We start from the raw sequence: 15,917 nt of genomic DNA, 5'->3' as shown, positions 1-15,917 counted from the left end.
CGTGCTAGGTTGGACTCCTTCAACCCCTGATGGATAAGCCTGCCATGCCCCGAAATATCGAGATCAAAGCCAGCATAGAGCGGATAGATGACCTGCTCCCCAAGGCACTCGCCATCGCCGATCAGGGCGCCGTCGAGATCGAGCAGGATGACACCTTCTTTCGCTGTGACGCCGGTCGTCTGAAGCTGCGAACCTTGTCCCCCTCGGCCGGCGAGCTCATCTTCTACCGCCGCGCCGATCAACAAGGCCCCAAGGAGAGCTTCTATCAGCTGACCCCGACACATGAACCGGATCGCCTGCGGGAGACCCTCAGCCTGGCCTGGGGCCAGATCGGCAGGGTGCAGAAGAAGCGCACCCTGTTGCTGGTCGGCAGAACCCGGATCCACCTAGATCGGGTGCAGGGGCTCGGCCATTTCCTCGAACTGGAGGTGGTGCTGGAGGAGGACGAGCCGCTTGAGGCGGGGATGCAGGAAGCCAACGACATCATGGCGCAGCTTGGAGTTGAGCCCTCCCGGCTGATAGAAGGCGCCTATCTGGATCTGCTTCTCCGGCAGCAGGCCTGAATGCAACAAGGCCGCCCGCAGGCGGCCTCCCATACTCTGCCCGGCAGGGCTACTTGACCCGTGCGATGGCGGTATTGAGCCGCATATTGGTCGCATCCAGCCCTGGGGTCTGGCTATGGAAGTCGAACTCCAGCCTGACGCCGGGGCGAAACAGCAGACAGTGGGTGGAGCCGCCGAAGTGGAACATGCCGAGCTGATCCCCCTTCTCCACCCTGTCCCCCGCCTGCACCGTGATCTCGCAGCTCGACACCTCGGCCATCCCCACCGGCACCACGCACATCAGGCCGATTTTGGGGTTGTCCGCCTCGATGAAGATGAGTGCCCGGGTCGCCACCGAGGTGAGGAACGGCTGGGAGTTGTTGGGGGCGCTGGGATCCGCCCCCTGCGGGTCGGCAAAGCCTTCGAACTGGTTCTCCAGATAGTAGGTGCCGTTGACGACGCGTACCTTGCGGATGGTGCCGCTCACCGGGCTGTGCCAGCGGTGGTAGCTGAGCGCGCTGAGGAAGGCCTGATAGACGGTGCCGCCTTCGAAACGGGGGGCCAGATCGTCAAAATCGAGCATGTTCTCCAGCGAATAGGGCTGCCCCTTGAGCCAGAACTGATCGCTGCGGCTCACCTCCTTGCGCACCTGCAGCGGCGCCGATTCGCAGGCGTTGACGATGACGCTGTCATCCGTCGGCGCCGAGACCGGCCGCACTCCGGCCCGAAAACGCCGGGTGAAGAAGTCATCCCAGCAGCCGAAGCCGTGGTAGTCGGCCGCCGGCTCGCACTCGAAGATCTGCTCGAAACTGCCCGGAGTGGAGTTGGGCCCCTCCCCGACCGCTTCGTTCGCCACCTGCACCATCTCGGCCTTGGCCGCCTTGCCGAGCCAGGGCACCACCAGGGTCTCGCGATCCAGCCGGCTTACCGGCTCGGTCAGCACATAGCGGGAAGCCGGGCTTTGCAGGAACTGGGCCCAGTAGTCGAGGATCTTCTTGAACTGCTGGTTGACCAGGGCATTGGCAAAAAACTGGTAGCCGGAGCGGGTGGCCATGGGCCAGTCGAGCAGGGCATTGATGGGAAAGCCGATGAGGCCGGACGGTTCCTGGCTGGGGATGTCCTGATAGGCCTCGGGGGCCGTGGTCATGATGCCGTTGAGCAGACCGAGGAACTCCTCGAACGAACGCACCTCAGGCTGACCGAGCGGGGTCTGGTGCTTGTGGCGCCAGGCCTCCTTGAACATGGCCTCGGCTTGGGCATGCAGCGCCGGGTCGGCATTGACCAGACCCCGCAGCTCGGCGATGGGGGGGACCAGCGCCCGCGGCTGCTGGTTCACGTAGTGCTTGATCCGCCGGATCCAGCGCTCGACATGGGCCCCATCCTGGGGGATCCAGCCGCCGGGTCGGGACTTGTTCAATCGGGTTTCCACTGCCTTGTTCATGGTTCGCTCTCCTCAGCTGATGTTCACGCCCACAATCCACGGCTTGAGCATTGAGTGCCGGCCTGCCAGCAGCATGCCAGGGCACCGACCCTGTTATGTAGCACAGGGGGCCCGGCGGCACGATTGCCAGAAACGACAGGGCAGAGTGGCGCAATAGCGACTAGCGGGTTGGGATATGCGGATATGGGGAGAGCAACCAGGCCAGGAGAGCAGGCGGCACAAGGGATGTGCAAAAGGAGAGTGGCAGGCCCGGAAAAGCGAAAAGCCAGCTCAATGAGCTGGCTTCTCTGAAAATGGCAGGGGCGGCAGGACTCGAACCCGCAACCATCGGTTTTGGAGACCGCTGTTCTACCAATTGGAACTACGCCCCTGCAACAAACGAGGCGTAGTATACAAAGCGGGTTTCAAAGGTAAAGGCTTTTTTCTCACTTTCGGTTCGATTGCGCAAAGGACGAGCAGATCCCGCCAATTTATACAGCTCCAATTGGTAACTTGCTGTATTTACAGCCTTGTTTGGGTAGGAAACTGACCGCAATGGGGGTAGGGTTAAGCTTGGGGCCAGGCAAGAAGGGGGCTGCACATGCTCAATTACCGGTTACTGCAACAACTTGCACCGCTCAACTTCAGGGATGAAAGCAAAACCGAGACACTGCCCGACTATCTGGCACGGGTCGCCCCGCTGGTGCCCTTCATTCCCGAAAATGTGCTCATCCAGTGGATTTATCGCCATTGGCGCGGTTTTGAGTCCAACTGGAGCTTTATCGATCTCGCCCGCCATCAGTTCGAGTGCGAGAGCTGGCCCACCGCACGGATCATCGACCAGATAGACTCCCGCCATATGGAGGTGATCGAACGCTGGGGCGGGATGTTGCGCAGCAACCGCTACGTGCGCAGCTCCTGGCTCGGGGAGAGGATGTTGCGCGAAGGGAGCTGGCCAGAACCCATCATAGTGCTGGCATCGACGGCAGGGGACAGCTACCCGAACGGACAACCCCTGCCCCACCCCTACTGTCTGCTGGAAGGGCACCACAGGCTCGGCTATCTGCGCGCCATGGTGCATGATGATGAGCCACTGCAGCCCCAGCATCAGGTGTGGGTTTGCCGGCCTGTTCGCAGCACTTAAACGTTTTTCTGCGCAAATCTTGCCTTTGAAATAAATTTTTGACAATTCAAAATGCGACTCTATAATCTGTCCGGTTTGAAAAAAGGTCAGGACAGGACGATGCAGTTTTTGATGAAAAAAACAGCCTTGCAGACGGGTGGAGCGCACCAGAGCGGCCCCGTTGTTTCCGGTTCCCGACCCACAGATCCCCAATTGTTTTCAAAAAAAAGCCCCTGTTTCAGGGGCTTTTTTTTGTGCCCGAAAAACCTTCATTGATGTCAAAGGGAATGCAGACGATGACCAATCCACTCTATAAGAAACATGTCATCTCCATCACGGACCTGACCCGGTCTGAAATGGAACTGGTAGTCTCAACCGCACAACGGTTGAAGGCCGAACCCGACACCCGCTTGCTGAAAGACAAGCTGGTCGCCAGCTGCTTCTTCGAAGCCTCTACCCGCACCCGCCTCTCCTTCGAGACCGCGGTGCAGCGCCTGGGTGGCAACATCATCGGCTTCGCCGACGGTGGCAACACCAGCGCCAAGAAGGGTGAAACCCTGGCCGACTCCATCAAGATCATCGGTTCCTACACGGATGCGGTGGTGATGCGTCATCCGAAAGAGGGGACGGCCCGCCTCGCCTCCGAATTCTCCCGCGTGCCGGTCATCAACGGCGGCGACGGCTCCAACCAGCATCCGACCCAGACCCTGCTCGACCTCTTCTCCATCCGCGAGACGCAAGGGCGCCTGGACGGCCTCAACGTCGCCTTCGTCGGCGACCTCAAGTACGGCCGCACCGTGCACTCGCTGGCCCAGGCCCTCAGCCTGTTCAACTGCCGCTTCTTCTTCATCTCGCCGGAGGCGCTGGCGATGCCGGACTACATCTGCGAAGAGCTGGAAGAGAAGGGCATCCAGTTCAGCGTGCATGAAACCATGGAAGAGGTGATGCCTGAGCTCGACATCCTCTACATGACCCGGGTCCAGAAAGAGCGCTTCGACGAGACCGAGTACAAGCACATGGCCGCCAAGTTCGTGCTGGAACTGGCCACCCTGGAAGGGGCCAAACCCACCATGAAGATCCTGCATCCCCTGCCCCGCGTCGACGAGATCGACGTCGCGGTCGACAAGACGCCCCACGCCTACTACTTCCAGCAGGCGGAGAACGGGGTCTATGCGCGCCAGGCACTGCTGGCTCTGGTACTGAACGAAACTGTCTAACGGAAAGGGGAACATCATGTCTGACAAGAACCAACTGCAAGTCGAAGCCATCCGTCACGGCTCCGTCATCGACCACGTCCCCGCCGGCCAGGGCATCAAGATCCTCAAGCTGTTCCAGCTGGTAGAGACCCAGGAGCGGATCACCGTCGGCTTCAACCTGAAATCCGGCGCCCTCGGCAAAAAGGATCTCATCAAGATCGAGAACACCCGCCTGACCGAGCAACAGGCCAACCAGCTGGCGCTGTTCGCCCCCAAGGCGACCGTCAACATCATCGAAGACTTCGCGGTGGTGAAGAAACACCAGCTCAAGCTGCCGGAGTTCATCGCCGGGGTGTTCCACTGCCCCAACTCCAACTGCATCTCCCACAACGAGCCGGTGGAGAGCTACTTCCGGGTGCGCGAGGTGAAAGGCGCGGTACGGATGAAGTGCAAATACTGCGAGAAGTCCTTCACCCAGGACATCGTCAGCGAACGCTACTGAGAACCAGACTCAAAAGGATATCCAGGTGGGCCCCAAGGGGCCCATTTTTGACCCCTGTCACATCACCAAATAACCAGTTGGTTATAATTTGCCATCCAAAGAGAGCTATTCCCGCTCATTTCCTGCCAGTGCATTGATTGCCAGTATTTTTTGCTGATATTCAGCAAATGCGGCAGATATCGAGCGTTTAGCGTCGGTCATCATCAAAGGAATTCGCCGTGGTCAAGACCCTCAGCCGTCCCGTTGCCCAAGAGCCCGATCTGGCCCAGCTGGATGCCTGTCGCCAGATCATCGGCCAGCACTGCTACAGCACCCAGGAAGAGATCCGCCGCGAGCTGTCGGAGCGCGGCTTTGCCGACATCAGCCAGTCCACCATCTCCCGCCTGCTGCGCCGTCTCGGCGTCGCCAAGGCGCAGAATGCCAACGGCAAGAAGGTCTACACCCTGGTTGACGAACAGCTGGAACCCGCCGGCAGCACTCGCTCCATTCACGACATGGTACGCGCCGTGGTGCACAACCAGCAGATGGTGCTGATCCATACCACGCCGGGGGCCGCCACCGTGGTGGCTCGTCTGCTGGATCGCAACGCCAATCCCGAGATCATGGGGGCCGTCGCCGGCAACGACGTGGTGCTGGTCGCCCCTCGCCACATCAGCCGCACCCGTCAGGCCCACGCCGCCGTGGTGCGCACCCTGGAACAGGCGCGCTAGCCTCCCCCCAATGCAGCAAGGCGACCCAGGGTCGCCTTTTTGTTGTCTGCCAATCGGCTTTTTATCCCATCCGTGCGCTGTCTGGGTTCGCCTCCTGGTCGGCCATAAAAAACGGGAGCCAGCGGCTCCCGTTTTTACGGCTATGTCTGTCGGTGTTTATGCCAGCACGGCACCCAGGCTCAGGCAGACCACGATCAGCACGGTCAGCAGGCCGAGCAGCGGGGCTACCCATTTCAGCCAACGTACGTAGGGTACCTTGGCGATGGCCAGGCCACCCATGACCACGGCGGAGGTCGGGGTCACCAGGTTCACCAGACCGGAGGCTGACTGGTAAGCGGTGACCACCAGCTCGCGACCCACGTTGGCGAAGTCAGCCAGCGGCGCCATGATCGGCATGGTCAGCACGGCCAGGCCGGAGGAGGACGGCACCAGGAAGGAGAGCACCACTTCCAGCACGAACATTACGTTGATGAACACAACTGTGGAGAGGCCGGTCACTATCCCTTCTGCGCTGTGCAGTATGGTGTGGGTGATCATGCCGTTGTCCATCACCACCACGATACCGCGGGCGATACCGATGATGAGGGCCACGCCGAGCAGGTCGCGGGCACCGTCAATGAAGTTGGAGGTCAGCTCCTCCTCGCTCATGCGGGAGATGACGCCGACTATGATGGCGGCAGCCAGGAAGACACCGGAGATCTGCGCCATCCACCAGCCCAGCACGGCCACCCCGTAGATCATCACGGCGAAGGCGGCGACGAAGATGCCCAGCACTATCTTGCGAGTAAGAGTGAACTCCAGCATCTGGTCGCTCTTGTTGCCGAGGAAGTGGGCACGGTTCTCTTCCCACTTGTCAGCCACCAGGGATTTGCTGGGGTCGCTGCGCACCATCTTGGCGTAGCGCATCACATAGGCCACGCACAGCAGCCAGCCGGCCACCAGCATGGCGACGCGCAGCCAGATGCCATCGGTAAAGGAGATGCCGGCGGCGTTGGCGGCGATCACTGTGGCGAACGGGTTGATGGTGGAACCCAGAGTACCGATACCAGCCCCCAGCAGCACGGTGGCGGCGGCGACGACCGGGTCGAAGCGGGCGGCCATCATCACAGGCACCAACAGGGTGTAGAACGGCAGGGACTCTTCCGCCATGCCGTAGATGGTGCCCCCTGCGGCGAACAGCGCCATCAGGATCGGGATCATCCACTCTTCACGGCCGCGCAGGCGGTCGGTCACCCGTTCGATACCGGCATCGATGGCACCGGTCTTGGTCACTATGCCAAGAAAACCACCGATGATCAGGATGAAGAGGGAGACGTCGATGGCACCTGCCTCGTAGGTGTCATGGTTGTAGAGACCATCGATCGGCGCCAGCAGCACGTCGACGATCCCCTGGGGATTGCCCTCTACCAGCTTGTAGGTACCGGCCACCGGCACTTCCTTGCCGAGGGCTTCGTTCATGGTCATTTCGTATTTGCCGGCCGGCACTATCCAGCTCAGGGCGGCCACCAGGGCGATCAGCACGAACAGTATCGTGTAGGCTGACGGGAACTTGAATTTGGTCATGGTCCAGCTTCCTTCTGTGGGTGTGGTATCCATGCAGGCTGCGGGTCGTAGGGTTGGAGGTATTATGCCGCTGTCACATGGTCGAAAAGCCGGGGGTCGCCCCCCGGCACCACTACTGCGACCTTAGTCGCCCAGCGTAGCAACCATCACTGCCTTGATGGTGTGCATCCGGTTTTCGGCCTCGTCGAACACGATGCTGTGCTCGGATTCGAACACGTCCTCGGTCACTTCCAGGCCTTTCATGCCGTATTTGTCAGCCACTTCCTTGCCCATGGTGGTCTCGTCGTTGTGGAACGCCGGCAGGCAGTGCATGAACTTCACATCCGGGTTCTTGGTGGCGTTGATGACGTCCATGTTGACCTGATACGGGGTCATCAGTTTGACGCGCTGATCCCAGGCTTCTTTCGCTTCACCCATGGAAACCCAGACGTCGGTGTAGAGGAAGTCGGTACCCAGCACACCCTCTTTCACATCTTCGGTCAGGGTGATGCGTGCGCCTGTCTCTTCGGCGATCAGGCGGCACTTGGCAACCAGCTCTTCTTCCGGCCAGAAGGCTTTCGGTGCGACCAGGCGGATGTCCATGCCCATCTTGGCAGCACCGACCATCAGGGAGTTACCCATGTTGTTGCGAGCGTCACCCAGGTAGGCGAACTTGATTTGATCCAGGCGTTTGCCCTTGCCGTGCTCCAGCATGGTCATGAAGTCGGCCAGGATCTGGGTCGGGTGGAATTCGTTGGTCAGACCGTTCCAGACCGGGACACCGGCGTGGGCACCCAGCTCTTCCACGATCTCCTGGCCATAGCCACGGTATTCGATGCCGTCATACATGCGGCCCAGCACCCGGGCGGTGTCTTTCATGGACTCCTTGTGGCCGATCTGGGAACCGCTCGGGCCGAGGTAGGAGACCTGGGCGCCCTGGTCGAAGGCCGCCACTTCAAACGCACAACGGGTACGGGTGGAGGTCTTCTCGAAGATCAGGGCGATGTTCTTGCCGGTCAGGTGTTTACGCTCATAGCCACCGTATTTGGCTTTCTTCAGGTCGATGGCCAGATCGATCATGTATTGGATTTCGCGCGGGGTGAAGTCCAGCAGTTTCAGGAAGTTACGGTTACGCAGATTAAAAGCCATGATGAGTTCTCTCTATATTTGTTTCAGACCAATTCAGGCAGTAGTGTTGACTACGCATTCTCAGTACATATGTCGGTAATTACGCATTCACGGTACGGGTGGCGACGATATTGGTGCCGGCTTCGCCCTTGAGGATGGCCAGGCCATCGTCCAGTGCACCTATGCCGACCATGCCGCCGGTCGCCTTGACGAATTCACAGGAGGCTTCGACTTTCGGCCCCATGGAGCCTGCGTCGAACTTGACGCCGGCCAGCTCGTCCGGGCTGGTGATCCGCAGCGGACGCTGGGTCGGTTTGCCCCAGTCCAGGTAGACGGCATCGGCATCGGTCAGGATCAGCAGGGCGTCGGCCTTGATCTGCTTGGCCAGGTAGGCGGCAGACATGTCCTTGTCGATGACGGCTTCGATGCCGGTCAGGCTCTGGCCATCCCAGGTCACCGGGATGCCACCACCACCGGTACAGATGATGAGGTGGCCCTGGGCGATCAGGGTTTCGATGGCGTCGCCTTCGACGATGCGCTGGGGCAGTGGAGACGGCACCACGCGGCGGAAGAACTTGCCGTCAGCCTTGACCACCCACTGCTTCTCTGCAGCCAGGGCGCGGGCTTCAGCCTCTTCGTAGACGGGGCCGATAAATTTGGTCGGATTGACGAAGGCCGGATCTTGCGGGTCAACCTGCACCTGGGTCAGCAGCGCGGTGACGTTGCGGCTCGGCATCAGGTTCTTCAATTCCTGGATCAGCATGTAGCCGATCATGCCCTGGGACTCGGCACCCAGCACATCCAGCGGATAGGGGGATACCTTGGTGTAGGCACTGTTCTGCAGAGCCAGCAGGCCGACTTGCGGGCCGTTGCCATGCACCAGCACCACGTTGTACTCCTGAGCGATCAGGGCGATGGTCTTGGCGGCGGTGGCGATGTTCTTGCGCTGGATATCTGCTTCAAGCGGCTCGCCACGACGGAGCAGAGCATTGCCACCCAGGGCGACGACGACAGTTGGTTTTTTCATGAGTGTTACTCTCGAGTTTGGTGCTGTGTGGCGCCAGCCTCTGCCGGCGCCACGCCGTCTTGTTAGATGCCGTCGCGTTCCATCGGGCAGCTCATGCAGCGGGCGCCGCCGCGGCCACGTCCCAGCTCTTCACCCGGGATGGGCAGCACAGTGATGCCGGCCTTGTCGTACTTCTCGTTGGTGTAGGTATTGCGCTCGTAACCCACCACCACGCCGGGGCGCACGGTCAGCACGTTGTTGGCATCGTTCCACTGCTCGCGCTCGGCCTCGAAGGTGTCGCCACCTGTGGTGATGAGCTTGAGCTGATCGACACCCAGTGCCTTCTCGATGGCGGTGACGAAGTAGCCCTCTTCCTTGATGTTCATGCCGGTGGCACCGCCCGGAGTCAGGCTCCAGCAGTTCACATCCTTGCGGATGACTTCCGGATAGACGGAGAAGGTGTCTATGTCCATGTGGGTCATGACGGTATCCAGGTGCATGCAGCTGCGGTGTTTCGGCAGTTGCATGGCGATGACCTGTTTGGCCTGGCCGTGCTTGAACAGGCCGCGAGCCAGGTGCTCGACCCCTTGCGGTGTGGTGCGCTCGGACATGCCGATGAGCACGGCGCCACGACCGATGACCAGTACGTCACCCCCTTCGATGGTGGAGTTGTCGTAGTCGCGATCCTCATCACCGAAGTACTTGATGAAGTCCTGACCGGCAAACTGCGGGTGCCAGCGATAGATGGCCTTCACGTGATTGGTTTCGCGACGGCGGGCCGGTTTGGCCATCGGGTTGATGGAGACGCCGCCATAGACCCAGCAGGAGGTGTCACGGGTAAAGAGGTGGTTGGGCAGCGGTTCGATGATGAAGTCGGTCGGTGCGTGCATGCCCACTACCATGTTGACGCCGCTGTAGGGCATTTCGGAGTAGGTCAGGCCACCGGAGAGAATGCGGGCCAGCTCGCGGTGCGGCATGTCGGCCAGGAAGCAGCGTACGTCGTTGGCAAAAGAAGTGCCGAGGCGATAGTCGGAGACCTGATGTTGAAGCAGCCAGGTTTTGGCTTCCGGCACGTCCAGGGTTTCCGCCAGCAGATTGGTCAGCAGGAAAACTTCGACATTCTGATCGCGCAGTACCTGAGCGAATTTGTCGTGCTCCTGACCGGCACGTTCAACGGACAGGACGTCATCGAACAACAGATCCTGGCAGTTGGAAGGAGTCAGACGCTTCAGACTGAGGTTGGGGCGGTGCAACATGACACGGCGCAATTGGCCAACTTCAGAACCTACATAAAATTTGCTCATGATTATATTCCGTCTAGCAGTGGTCCCTGCGAGTGATTGAATAGATTCCTTCTATTCATGCTCGTGGCTAAGGCGGGATATTCTTTATGTAGGGTAATCGGCTTGTGTTCTATCCTGCCCTTGCCTTTCGAGACCGAGGTTAGACCTGCCAATCACGATAAACTTAGACATTGATCACATTCACCCAGAACTGAATAAATTCACGGTTTATTCTTTGATAGGGGTAACAGAACTGACAATCTCCCATTCACCTCTCCCGTTTAAATACGCACTTTCTTCGGCAAATATTTCATACTTTACCTTGTTTCATTCACTCCAAATATCTACAAAGGGATAAACGTAAAAACAAAAAACCTTTAGTTTCATAAAGATAAAGCCACATCCAACACAGAGTGAATTTTATATGCAGATATTTGAATTTTCCGCGCTCTTTACGAGGTGCTCGCAGCAAATAAAAAGTCACGGCCAGGCTCCGCGCTGAATAATCTGTTTGTTGTTCCAGATCATGGCATCTTGTCTGTTCCGCTTGCCGGGCCAGATTACAGGCAGTGTTGCCTCTTCACCTCTTATATGGATATGCACGAATTGCGCATCTTGGCCGGCCAATTTTCAACTGGCCGGCGCAGGGGCTTTTTCAAACTTTTTTCATTAGTTGAATTTATTTCAGCAGCTTGCGTCACAAGCCGGCTCGGCTTAACTCAGAAAGTGATCAGGATCACACCTGTTATGTCACCAAGGAGATAGCCATGAAGATGAAGTCACTGCTGCTGCTTTCTGCCCTGCTGCTGCCCATGACCCCGGCACTGGTCCATGCGGAGGGTGCCCCTGCCATGCCATTGGTGGTGTGCCATGTCGATCAGGCCCCCCAGATGCTGGTACCCGCCTACGTGTGTCAGTGGCACGGCGGCAGTCAGCACTACTGAGCGACCCCCCGGGAGGAGGTCTTCTCCTCCTGGCTTGTCATGGCCCAACCCCCTCCTATACTCAATGCAGCTGTTTTTCATAGGGATAGGAGACGGTCATGATCCTGCTGGTCGGTGGTGAGAAAGGAGGGAGCGGCAAGAGTTGTCTGGCCCAGAATCTGGCGGTCTACCTCAGAACCCAGTTTCACGGCGAAGTGCTGTTGGTGGACTGCGATCCGCAGCGCACCACCTCGGACTGGATCCAGGAGCGCAACGACAATCCGGATCTGCCCCAGATAAACTGCGTCCAGCTCTACGGCAACATCCGCAACGATCTGCTCAGCCTGAAGAACCGCTATGACTACCTGATCGTCGACTGTGGCGGCCAGGACAACCGGGCACTGCGTTCCACCATGGCCGTCGCCACCCATGCCCTGATCCCGCTGCGTCCCAAGCGCCGCGATCTCAAGACTCTGCCGCACATGGAAGACCTCATCACCACCTGCAAGATGGTCAACCCGACCTTGCGGGCTGCCGTAGTACTGACCCAATGCCCCGCCCTGCCCAACCAGGCGAAGCGGATACTGGAAGCCAAGGAGGTCTGCTCTTCCTTCGGTGTCGACGTGCTCAATTCCATCACCTATGGCCGCAACGTCTACGACGACAGCGAGGAGAAGGGATTGTCGGTGATGGAGATAGAGCCGGATGGCAAGTCTGCCGAAGAGATCCGCGCCATCGCCAAGGAGTTTCTGGAGCTGGGGGTATGAGATGGGACTTGCCGACCTGAAGAAGAAACACAATCTGCATCACCAGAAGAAGTTCACCATAGACGAGTTCATCGAGGACGCGGATTTTTATGCCAAGGGCAAGCCCAAGGTCGTCAGCCTGGAGCTGACTCTGCATCGGGACGAGGCTCTGACCGCACTCGCCTTCATCGAGAGCGGTGAACATCTCAAACCCAGCTTCAAGAAAGCCACCTTCTCGCTCAGCACCACGGCCATCGATGAGCTTGGCAACCTGACCCAGCAGGACGGCATGAACAAATCTCTGCTGCTCCGGTTGTTTACCCACTACTTCTCCTCCCTGAGCCCGGAAGAACGCCAGACCATCTATGAGCGGCTGCAGGCACACAACTGACGCTATCTTCCTCCAGCCATGCTTCGTTGCCAGCATGGCCCTTATCTGTTCGCCTCCCCTTTCTTAATCCCAGTTGAACAAGGTGTAAGACATTCGCCATAGCGGATGTAGGCAAAGCGCTAGAAAAGATCCCGCGATAGTCGGAAGATAAGATCGTAAACATGAACAAAAAACACCTATCACAATGAAAGTAAAGGATAAATATTGAAACAAGTTTCCTTCGTAACGAGATGCGTAAAAACGTTTTTCACTCTGCCGTTGTCCCGCTCCCTGAAATCCTTATAGTTACTCCTGCACGGACGCAATGAAGTCGGTCAGGAAGACTGGCTGCCAGGGTTGGGCAAATGGACTCACCACAGGATGTGGTAAAGGACACCTCCCAGGACGGAGAAAGTGCGACGGGAACGGATGACTCGTCAGGCCATGATGGCTAAAGGACACCCCAAAGGATTGGGAAGGGGAAACCTAAAGGAAGAGGTATAGTCAGGGATTGCAGGGAGCAACTTCGTTCAAGGATATGAGCGATAAGACTATCGGGGGCGACGCAAGTCGCCCCCATCTTTTTTGACCATTTTTACCTCGGCCTACCTTTCTACCCGCTCATTCCAGCCGGAAGTGCCCCACAATCTCCCGCAACCTGTCATAGGTCTGCTGCATCGAGCCGGCACTGGCCACCGTCGCCTCGCCGTTGTGGGTCAGCTGGCGGATCACCTCGGCAATGGCGCTCATGTTGCGATTGATCTCCTCGGCTACCGCGCTCTGCTGCTCCGCAGCCGTGGCGATATAGCTGATGAGATCGTTGATCTCCACCACCTCGCCCGCCATCAGATCCAGTGACTCGTTGACTCGAGTGGTGTTCTCGGCGGCACCCTGACAACTCTGCTTGGTATTGCTCATGGCATTCACCACGGTCCGGGTCCCCTGCTGCAGGCTGGCCAGCATGGTCTGGATCTCTGCCGTACTCTGCTGGGTACGGGCGGCGAGTGAACGCACCTCATCGGCCACCACCGCAAAACCGCGCCCCTGCTCGCCAGCACGGGCTGCCTCGATGGCGGCGTTGAGGGCCAGCAGGTTGGTCTGCTCGGCTATGCTGCCGATGACCCCGAGCACCGAGCCAATCTGCTGCACATCCTGCTGCATGGCCTCGATGGAACAGGCGGTGGTTTCCACCTCATCCACCAGCGCCATCACGCTGGCCATGGCCTGATCGACCACCTGACGGGACTGGCTCGCCAGTTGCTGGCTCTGGCCGGTGAGCTGGGCCGTGCTGGCCGCGCTCTCCGAGACGGAGACCGCGGTGCGACTCATCTCGTTGATGGCGGTCACCACCTGCTCGGTCTCCCGCACATGATCCGCCAGCAGGGACTGGGCAGCACCGGTCTGGCTGGCCAATCCGGCAATGCCGCTATTGAGCTGGTCGCTGGCCTGGCGTACCTCGTTCATCATCTCCTGCAGCCGCTCGATGAAGCGGTTGATACCGGCCGAGATCTGACCGAGGTCATCCTTGCTGGTCACCGCCAGTCGGCGGGTCAGATCGCCGCTACCGCGAGAGAGCTCCAGCACCAGGTCCCGCAGCGAGAGTATCGGGCGATAGGCCACATTGAGCGCCAGCACGGCGAGCACCATCACCACCACGGCCACCCCGAGCAGCGCCATGATGATCTGGCCGTTGAGTGCCTGGGTCATGGTGCGGATGTAATCGAGATCTATGTAGCCGGTCAGGGTCCAGCTGCTGCCGCGAATATCCAGCGAATTGGGGCGAGCCTCGCTCTCTCCCTGCGGCTTGCTGCTGTAGAGCACATTGCCCTGACCATCGGTCAGGGAGAAGTAGCGCCCCTCGCCACTGACGCTGGCCAGCAGGTTCTTGAACTCGCTCATATCGAGGTAATAAAGGTAGGCAGAGTCGGCACCGCGCGGCACCAGAATCGAGATGACGGGCTTGCCGTCCACCTGCTGCAGCGGGCTGACGGTGATCTGGTTGTTGGCGGCAGGGATAAGCTTGCGCAGCGCGTCAACCTTGGCCGCATCGTTGATGACGCCGCTCACGTCGAACGCCATGTCGCCGATCACCTTGACGATGTTGTGAAAGCCGGTCTCTTCCAGCGTCTTCTTGACGTTGGTCACCCCGAAGTTGAGGTTGGCTGCCAGCAGGATTTTCTGATTGATGTCGCCGGCCAGCTTCTCTTTGACCAGGGAGATCTGTTCGTTGATGTTCTGGGTCGCCTGAGTGCGGATGTAGGCGCTGATGAAGTGATTGACGCTGAACCAGGCGGTACCTATGGTGACCAGGATGGCCAGCAGCAACAGGACGTAAATCTTGACCTTGAATGGCATGGGATCCCTCCAGAAGAGAGGGCCGGCACTGCCAGCCCTCCCTGCCAATCGTTATTTCTTCTTGGCGTACTTCATGGAGTCCAGTGCCACCGCCAGAATGATGATGCCGCCCTTGATGATGAACTGCCAGTAAGGGCTGACGCCGATATAGGTCAAACCATAGTTGATCAGGGTGAAGATGAGCACGCCGGTGATCACCCCTGCGACCGTACCCACGCCACCCGCAAACGACACCCCGCCCACCACGCAGGCAGCGATGGCATCGAGCTCGTACATGAAGCCGAGGTTGTTGGTGGCGCTGCCGATCCGGCCCGCTTCCAGCATGCCACCGAAGGCGTAGAAGACCCCCGCCAGCGCATAGATCATCACCAGGTTGACCGCCACGTTGACGCCGGAGACCTTGGCTGCTTCCGGGTTGCCGCCGATGGCGAAGATGTTCTTGCCAAAGCGGGTCTTGTTCCACAGTACCCAGACGAACACGCTGGCGATGGCGGCATAGAAGGTCAGATAGGATAGCTTGAACCCGCCCAGCTTGATGAACCCCTGCGCGAAGCTCGAGAAGCGAGGATCGAAGCCGGCCACCGGCGAAGCCCCTACCGAGTCAAAGTAGAGGGAGTTGATGCCGTAGACGATGATCATGGTGCCCAGGGTGGTAATGAACGGGGTGACGTTCAGATAGGCCACGATGAGGCCGTTGACCAGGCCAATCAGGGCCCCCACCGCGCACACCAGCAGGATCACCACCGGAATGGGCACTTCGCCCAGGCTTGGGAACACCTTGTTGACGTTGGTCAGCGCCTGCAGCATGGTCGCCGCGATGAGCGCCGCCAAGCCGACCTGACGACCGGCCGACAGATCCGTACCCTGGGTGATGATGATGCCAGCCACCCCGAGCGCGATAATGACCCGCACCGAAGACTGGGTCAGGATGTTGCTGAAGTTGGTGAGACTCAGGAAGGAGGGTTCCTTGATCACGATGATCATGAGCAGCACCAGCAGCACCACGTAGATGCCGTTCTCCTTGAGCGCCCGCATCAGATTGAAATTTTTAGCCGACTCCATAAATGTCTT

Annotated in this window: 15 protein-coding genes and 1 tRNA gene; 8 read left to right on the top strand and 8 right to left on the bottom strand. The window is 59.2% G+C overall.

All coding sequences use genetic code 11. From position 1 onward, the window contains the following. Nucleotides 1-44 precede the first annotated feature (44 nt). Nucleotides 45-563 (top strand): class IV adenylate cyclase, encoded by a 519-nt coding sequence (locus AB5Y94_RS12670; RefSeq protein WP_368205673.1) that lies wholly within the window; start codon nucleotides 45-47, stop codon nucleotides 561-563. Nucleotides 564-612: 49 nt separating this feature from the next. Here the strand turns inward: AB5Y94_RS12670 and AB5Y94_RS12665 are convergent, their stop codons facing one another. Then, a complete protein-coding gene (locus tag AB5Y94_RS12665) occupies nucleotides 613-1,983 on the bottom strand; it encodes a phosphatidylserine decarboxylase family protein (RefSeq protein WP_368205672.1) in 1,371 nt (456 codons plus the stop codon). 294 nt (nucleotides 1,984-2,277) lie between these two features. Then, nucleotides 2,278-2,354, bottom strand: a tRNA-Trp gene (locus tag AB5Y94_RS12660). Between the two features lie 209 nt (nucleotides 2,355-2,563). Here AB5Y94_RS12660 and AB5Y94_RS12655 point away from each other — a divergent pair. The 4 genes from AB5Y94_RS12655 (at nucleotide 2,564) to AB5Y94_RS12640 (ending at nucleotide 5,493) form a co-directional block, all read left to right on the top strand. Then, nucleotides 2,564-3,106 carry a hypothetical protein gene (locus AB5Y94_RS12655; protein WP_139753343.1) on the top strand — a complete coding sequence of 181 codons (543 nt, stop codon included), beginning with the start codon at nucleotides 2,564-2,566 and terminating at the stop codon, nucleotides 3,104-3,106. Between the two features lie 275 nt (nucleotides 3,107-3,381). After that, a complete protein-coding gene (pyrB, locus tag AB5Y94_RS12650) occupies nucleotides 3,382-4,302 on the top strand; it encodes an aspartate carbamoyltransferase (RefSeq protein WP_368205670.1) in 921 nt (306 codons plus the stop codon). Nucleotides 4,303-4,318: 16 nt separating this feature from the next. After that, nucleotides 4,319-4,783 (top strand): aspartate carbamoyltransferase regulatory subunit, encoded by a 465-nt coding sequence (gene pyrI / locus AB5Y94_RS12645; protein WP_005306465.1) that lies wholly within the window; start codon nucleotides 4,319-4,321, stop codon nucleotides 4,781-4,783. A gap of 218 nt (nucleotides 4,784-5,001) precedes the next feature. Beyond that, nucleotides 5,002-5,493, top strand: a complete 492-nt coding sequence (locus tag AB5Y94_RS12640) for an arginine repressor (RefSeq protein ID WP_005306467.1) — start codon at nucleotides 5,002-5,004, stop codon at nucleotides 5,491-5,493. Nucleotides 5,494-5,649: 156 nt separating this feature from the next. Here AB5Y94_RS12640 and AB5Y94_RS12635 read toward each other — a convergent pair whose 3' ends face one another. The 4 genes from AB5Y94_RS12635 to arcA form a co-directional block, all read right to left on the bottom strand. Continuing rightward, entirely contained in the window at nucleotides 5,650-7,056 is a 1,407-nt protein-coding gene (locus tag AB5Y94_RS12635) for a YfcC family protein (protein ID WP_005306469.1), read from the bottom strand. Between the two features lie 123 nt (nucleotides 7,057-7,179). Beyond that, nucleotides 7,180-8,184 carry an ornithine carbamoyltransferase gene (gene argF, locus AB5Y94_RS12630; RefSeq protein WP_005306471.1) on the bottom strand — a complete coding sequence of 335 codons (1,005 nt, stop codon included), beginning with the start codon at nucleotides 8,182-8,184 and terminating at the stop codon, nucleotides 7,180-7,182. Between the two features lie 79 nt (nucleotides 8,185-8,263). Further along, nucleotides 8,264-9,190, bottom strand: a complete 927-nt coding sequence (arcC, locus tag AB5Y94_RS12625; protein WP_010635806.1) for a carbamate kinase — start codon at nucleotides 9,188-9,190, stop codon at nucleotides 8,264-8,266. A 62-nt stretch (nucleotides 9,191-9,252) separates the two neighbouring features. Continuing rightward, the gene (gene arcA / locus AB5Y94_RS12620) at nucleotides 9,253-10,473 is read right to left on the bottom strand and encodes an arginine deiminase (protein WP_017764826.1); all 1,221 of its coding nucleotides are present in this window, start codon (nucleotides 10,471-10,473) and stop codon (nucleotides 9,253-9,255) included. A 746-nt stretch (nucleotides 10,474-11,219) separates the two neighbouring features. Here arcA and AB5Y94_RS12615 point away from each other — a divergent pair. From AB5Y94_RS12615 to AB5Y94_RS12605, 3 genes are all read left to right on the top strand, one after another. After that, the gene (locus tag AB5Y94_RS12615; RefSeq protein WP_005306477.1) at nucleotides 11,220-11,396 is read left to right on the top strand and encodes a hypothetical protein; all 177 of its coding nucleotides are present in this window, start codon (nucleotides 11,220-11,222) and stop codon (nucleotides 11,394-11,396) included. Between the two features lie 98 nt (nucleotides 11,397-11,494). Then, on the top strand, nucleotides 11,495-12,142 hold the full coding sequence (locus tag AB5Y94_RS12610; RefSeq protein WP_005306480.1) for an AAA family ATPase: 648 nt from the start codon (nucleotides 11,495-11,497) through the stop codon (nucleotides 12,140-12,142). A gap of 1 nt (nucleotide 12,143) precedes the next feature. After that, the gene (locus AB5Y94_RS12605; RefSeq protein WP_005306483.1) at nucleotides 12,144-12,512 is read left to right on the top strand and encodes a hypothetical protein; all 369 of its coding nucleotides are present in this window, start codon (nucleotides 12,144-12,146) and stop codon (nucleotides 12,510-12,512) included. A gap of 600 nt (nucleotides 12,513-13,112) precedes the next feature. Here the strand turns inward: AB5Y94_RS12605 and AB5Y94_RS12600 are convergent. Together AB5Y94_RS12600 and mglC are read right to left on the bottom strand one after the other, a co-directional pair. Then, complete coding sequence (locus AB5Y94_RS12600; protein ID WP_211030608.1) at nucleotides 13,113-14,846, bottom strand: methyl-accepting chemotaxis protein; 1,734 nt, start codon at nucleotides 14,844-14,846, stop codon at nucleotides 13,113-13,115. A 51-nt stretch (nucleotides 14,847-14,897) separates the two neighbouring features. Then, a complete protein-coding gene (gene mglC, locus AB5Y94_RS12595; RefSeq protein WP_005306488.1) occupies nucleotides 14,898-15,908 on the bottom strand; it encodes a galactose/methyl galactoside ABC transporter permease MglC in 1,011 nt (336 codons plus the stop codon). Nucleotides 15,909-15,917 lie beyond the last annotated feature (9 nt).

Origin of the sequence: Aeromonas sp. s5, from assembly GCF_040907865.1 — a bacterium.
Classification (GTDB): Bacteria; Pseudomonadota; Gammaproteobacteria; order Enterobacterales; family Aeromonadaceae; genus Aeromonas; species Aeromonas dhakensis.
Note: the sequence above shows the minus strand (reverse complement) of the source record. Positions and strands in the feature narration are given on the sequence as shown.

Excerpts from the sequence above, each read along its gene's own strand:
- AB5Y94_RS12670 (WP_368205673.1), top strand. The coding sequence starts at position 45 with ATGCCCCGAAATATCGAGATCAAAGCCAGCATAGAGCGGATAGATGAC.
- AB5Y94_RS12665 (WP_368205672.1), bottom strand. The coding sequence starts at position 1,983 with ATGAACAAGGCAGTGGAAACCCGATTGAACAAGTCCCGACCCGGCGGC.
- AB5Y94_RS12655 (WP_139753343.1), top strand. The coding sequence starts at position 2,564 with ATGCTCAATTACCGGTTACTGCAACAACTTGCACCGCTCAACTTCAGG.
- pyrB (WP_368205670.1), top strand. The coding sequence starts at position 3,382 with ATGACCAATCCACTCTATAAGAAACATGTCATCTCCATCACGGACCTG.
- pyrI (WP_005306465.1), top strand. The coding sequence starts at position 4,319 with ATGTCTGACAAGAACCAACTGCAAGTCGAAGCCATCCGTCACGGCTCC.
- AB5Y94_RS12635 (WP_005306469.1), bottom strand. The coding sequence starts at position 7,056 with ATGACCAAATTCAAGTTCCCGTCAGCCTACACGATACTGTTCGTGCTG.
- argF (WP_005306471.1), bottom strand. The coding sequence starts at position 8,184 with ATGGCTTTTAATCTGCGTAACCGTAACTTCCTGAAACTGCTGGACTTC.
- arcC (WP_010635806.1), bottom strand. The coding sequence starts at position 9,190 with ATGAAAAAACCAACTGTCGTCGTCGCCCTGGGTGGCAATGCTCTGCTC.
- arcA (WP_017764826.1), bottom strand. The coding sequence starts at position 10,473 with ATGAGCAAATTTTATGTAGGTTCTGAAGTTGGCCAATTGCGCCGTGTC.
- AB5Y94_RS12615 (WP_005306477.1), top strand. The coding sequence starts at position 11,220 with ATGAAGATGAAGTCACTGCTGCTGCTTTCTGCCCTGCTGCTGCCCATG.
- AB5Y94_RS12610 (WP_005306480.1), top strand. The coding sequence starts at position 11,495 with ATGATCCTGCTGGTCGGTGGTGAGAAAGGAGGGAGCGGCAAGAGTTGT.
- AB5Y94_RS12605 (WP_005306483.1), top strand. The coding sequence starts at position 12,144 with ATGGGACTTGCCGACCTGAAGAAGAAACACAATCTGCATCACCAGAAG.
- AB5Y94_RS12600 (WP_211030608.1), bottom strand. The coding sequence starts at position 14,846 with ATGCCATTCAAGGTCAAGATTTACGTCCTGTTGCTGCTGGCCATCCTG.
- mglC (WP_005306488.1), bottom strand. The coding sequence starts at position 15,908 with ATGGAGTCGGCTAAAAATTTCAATCTGATGCGGGCGCTCAAGGAGAAC.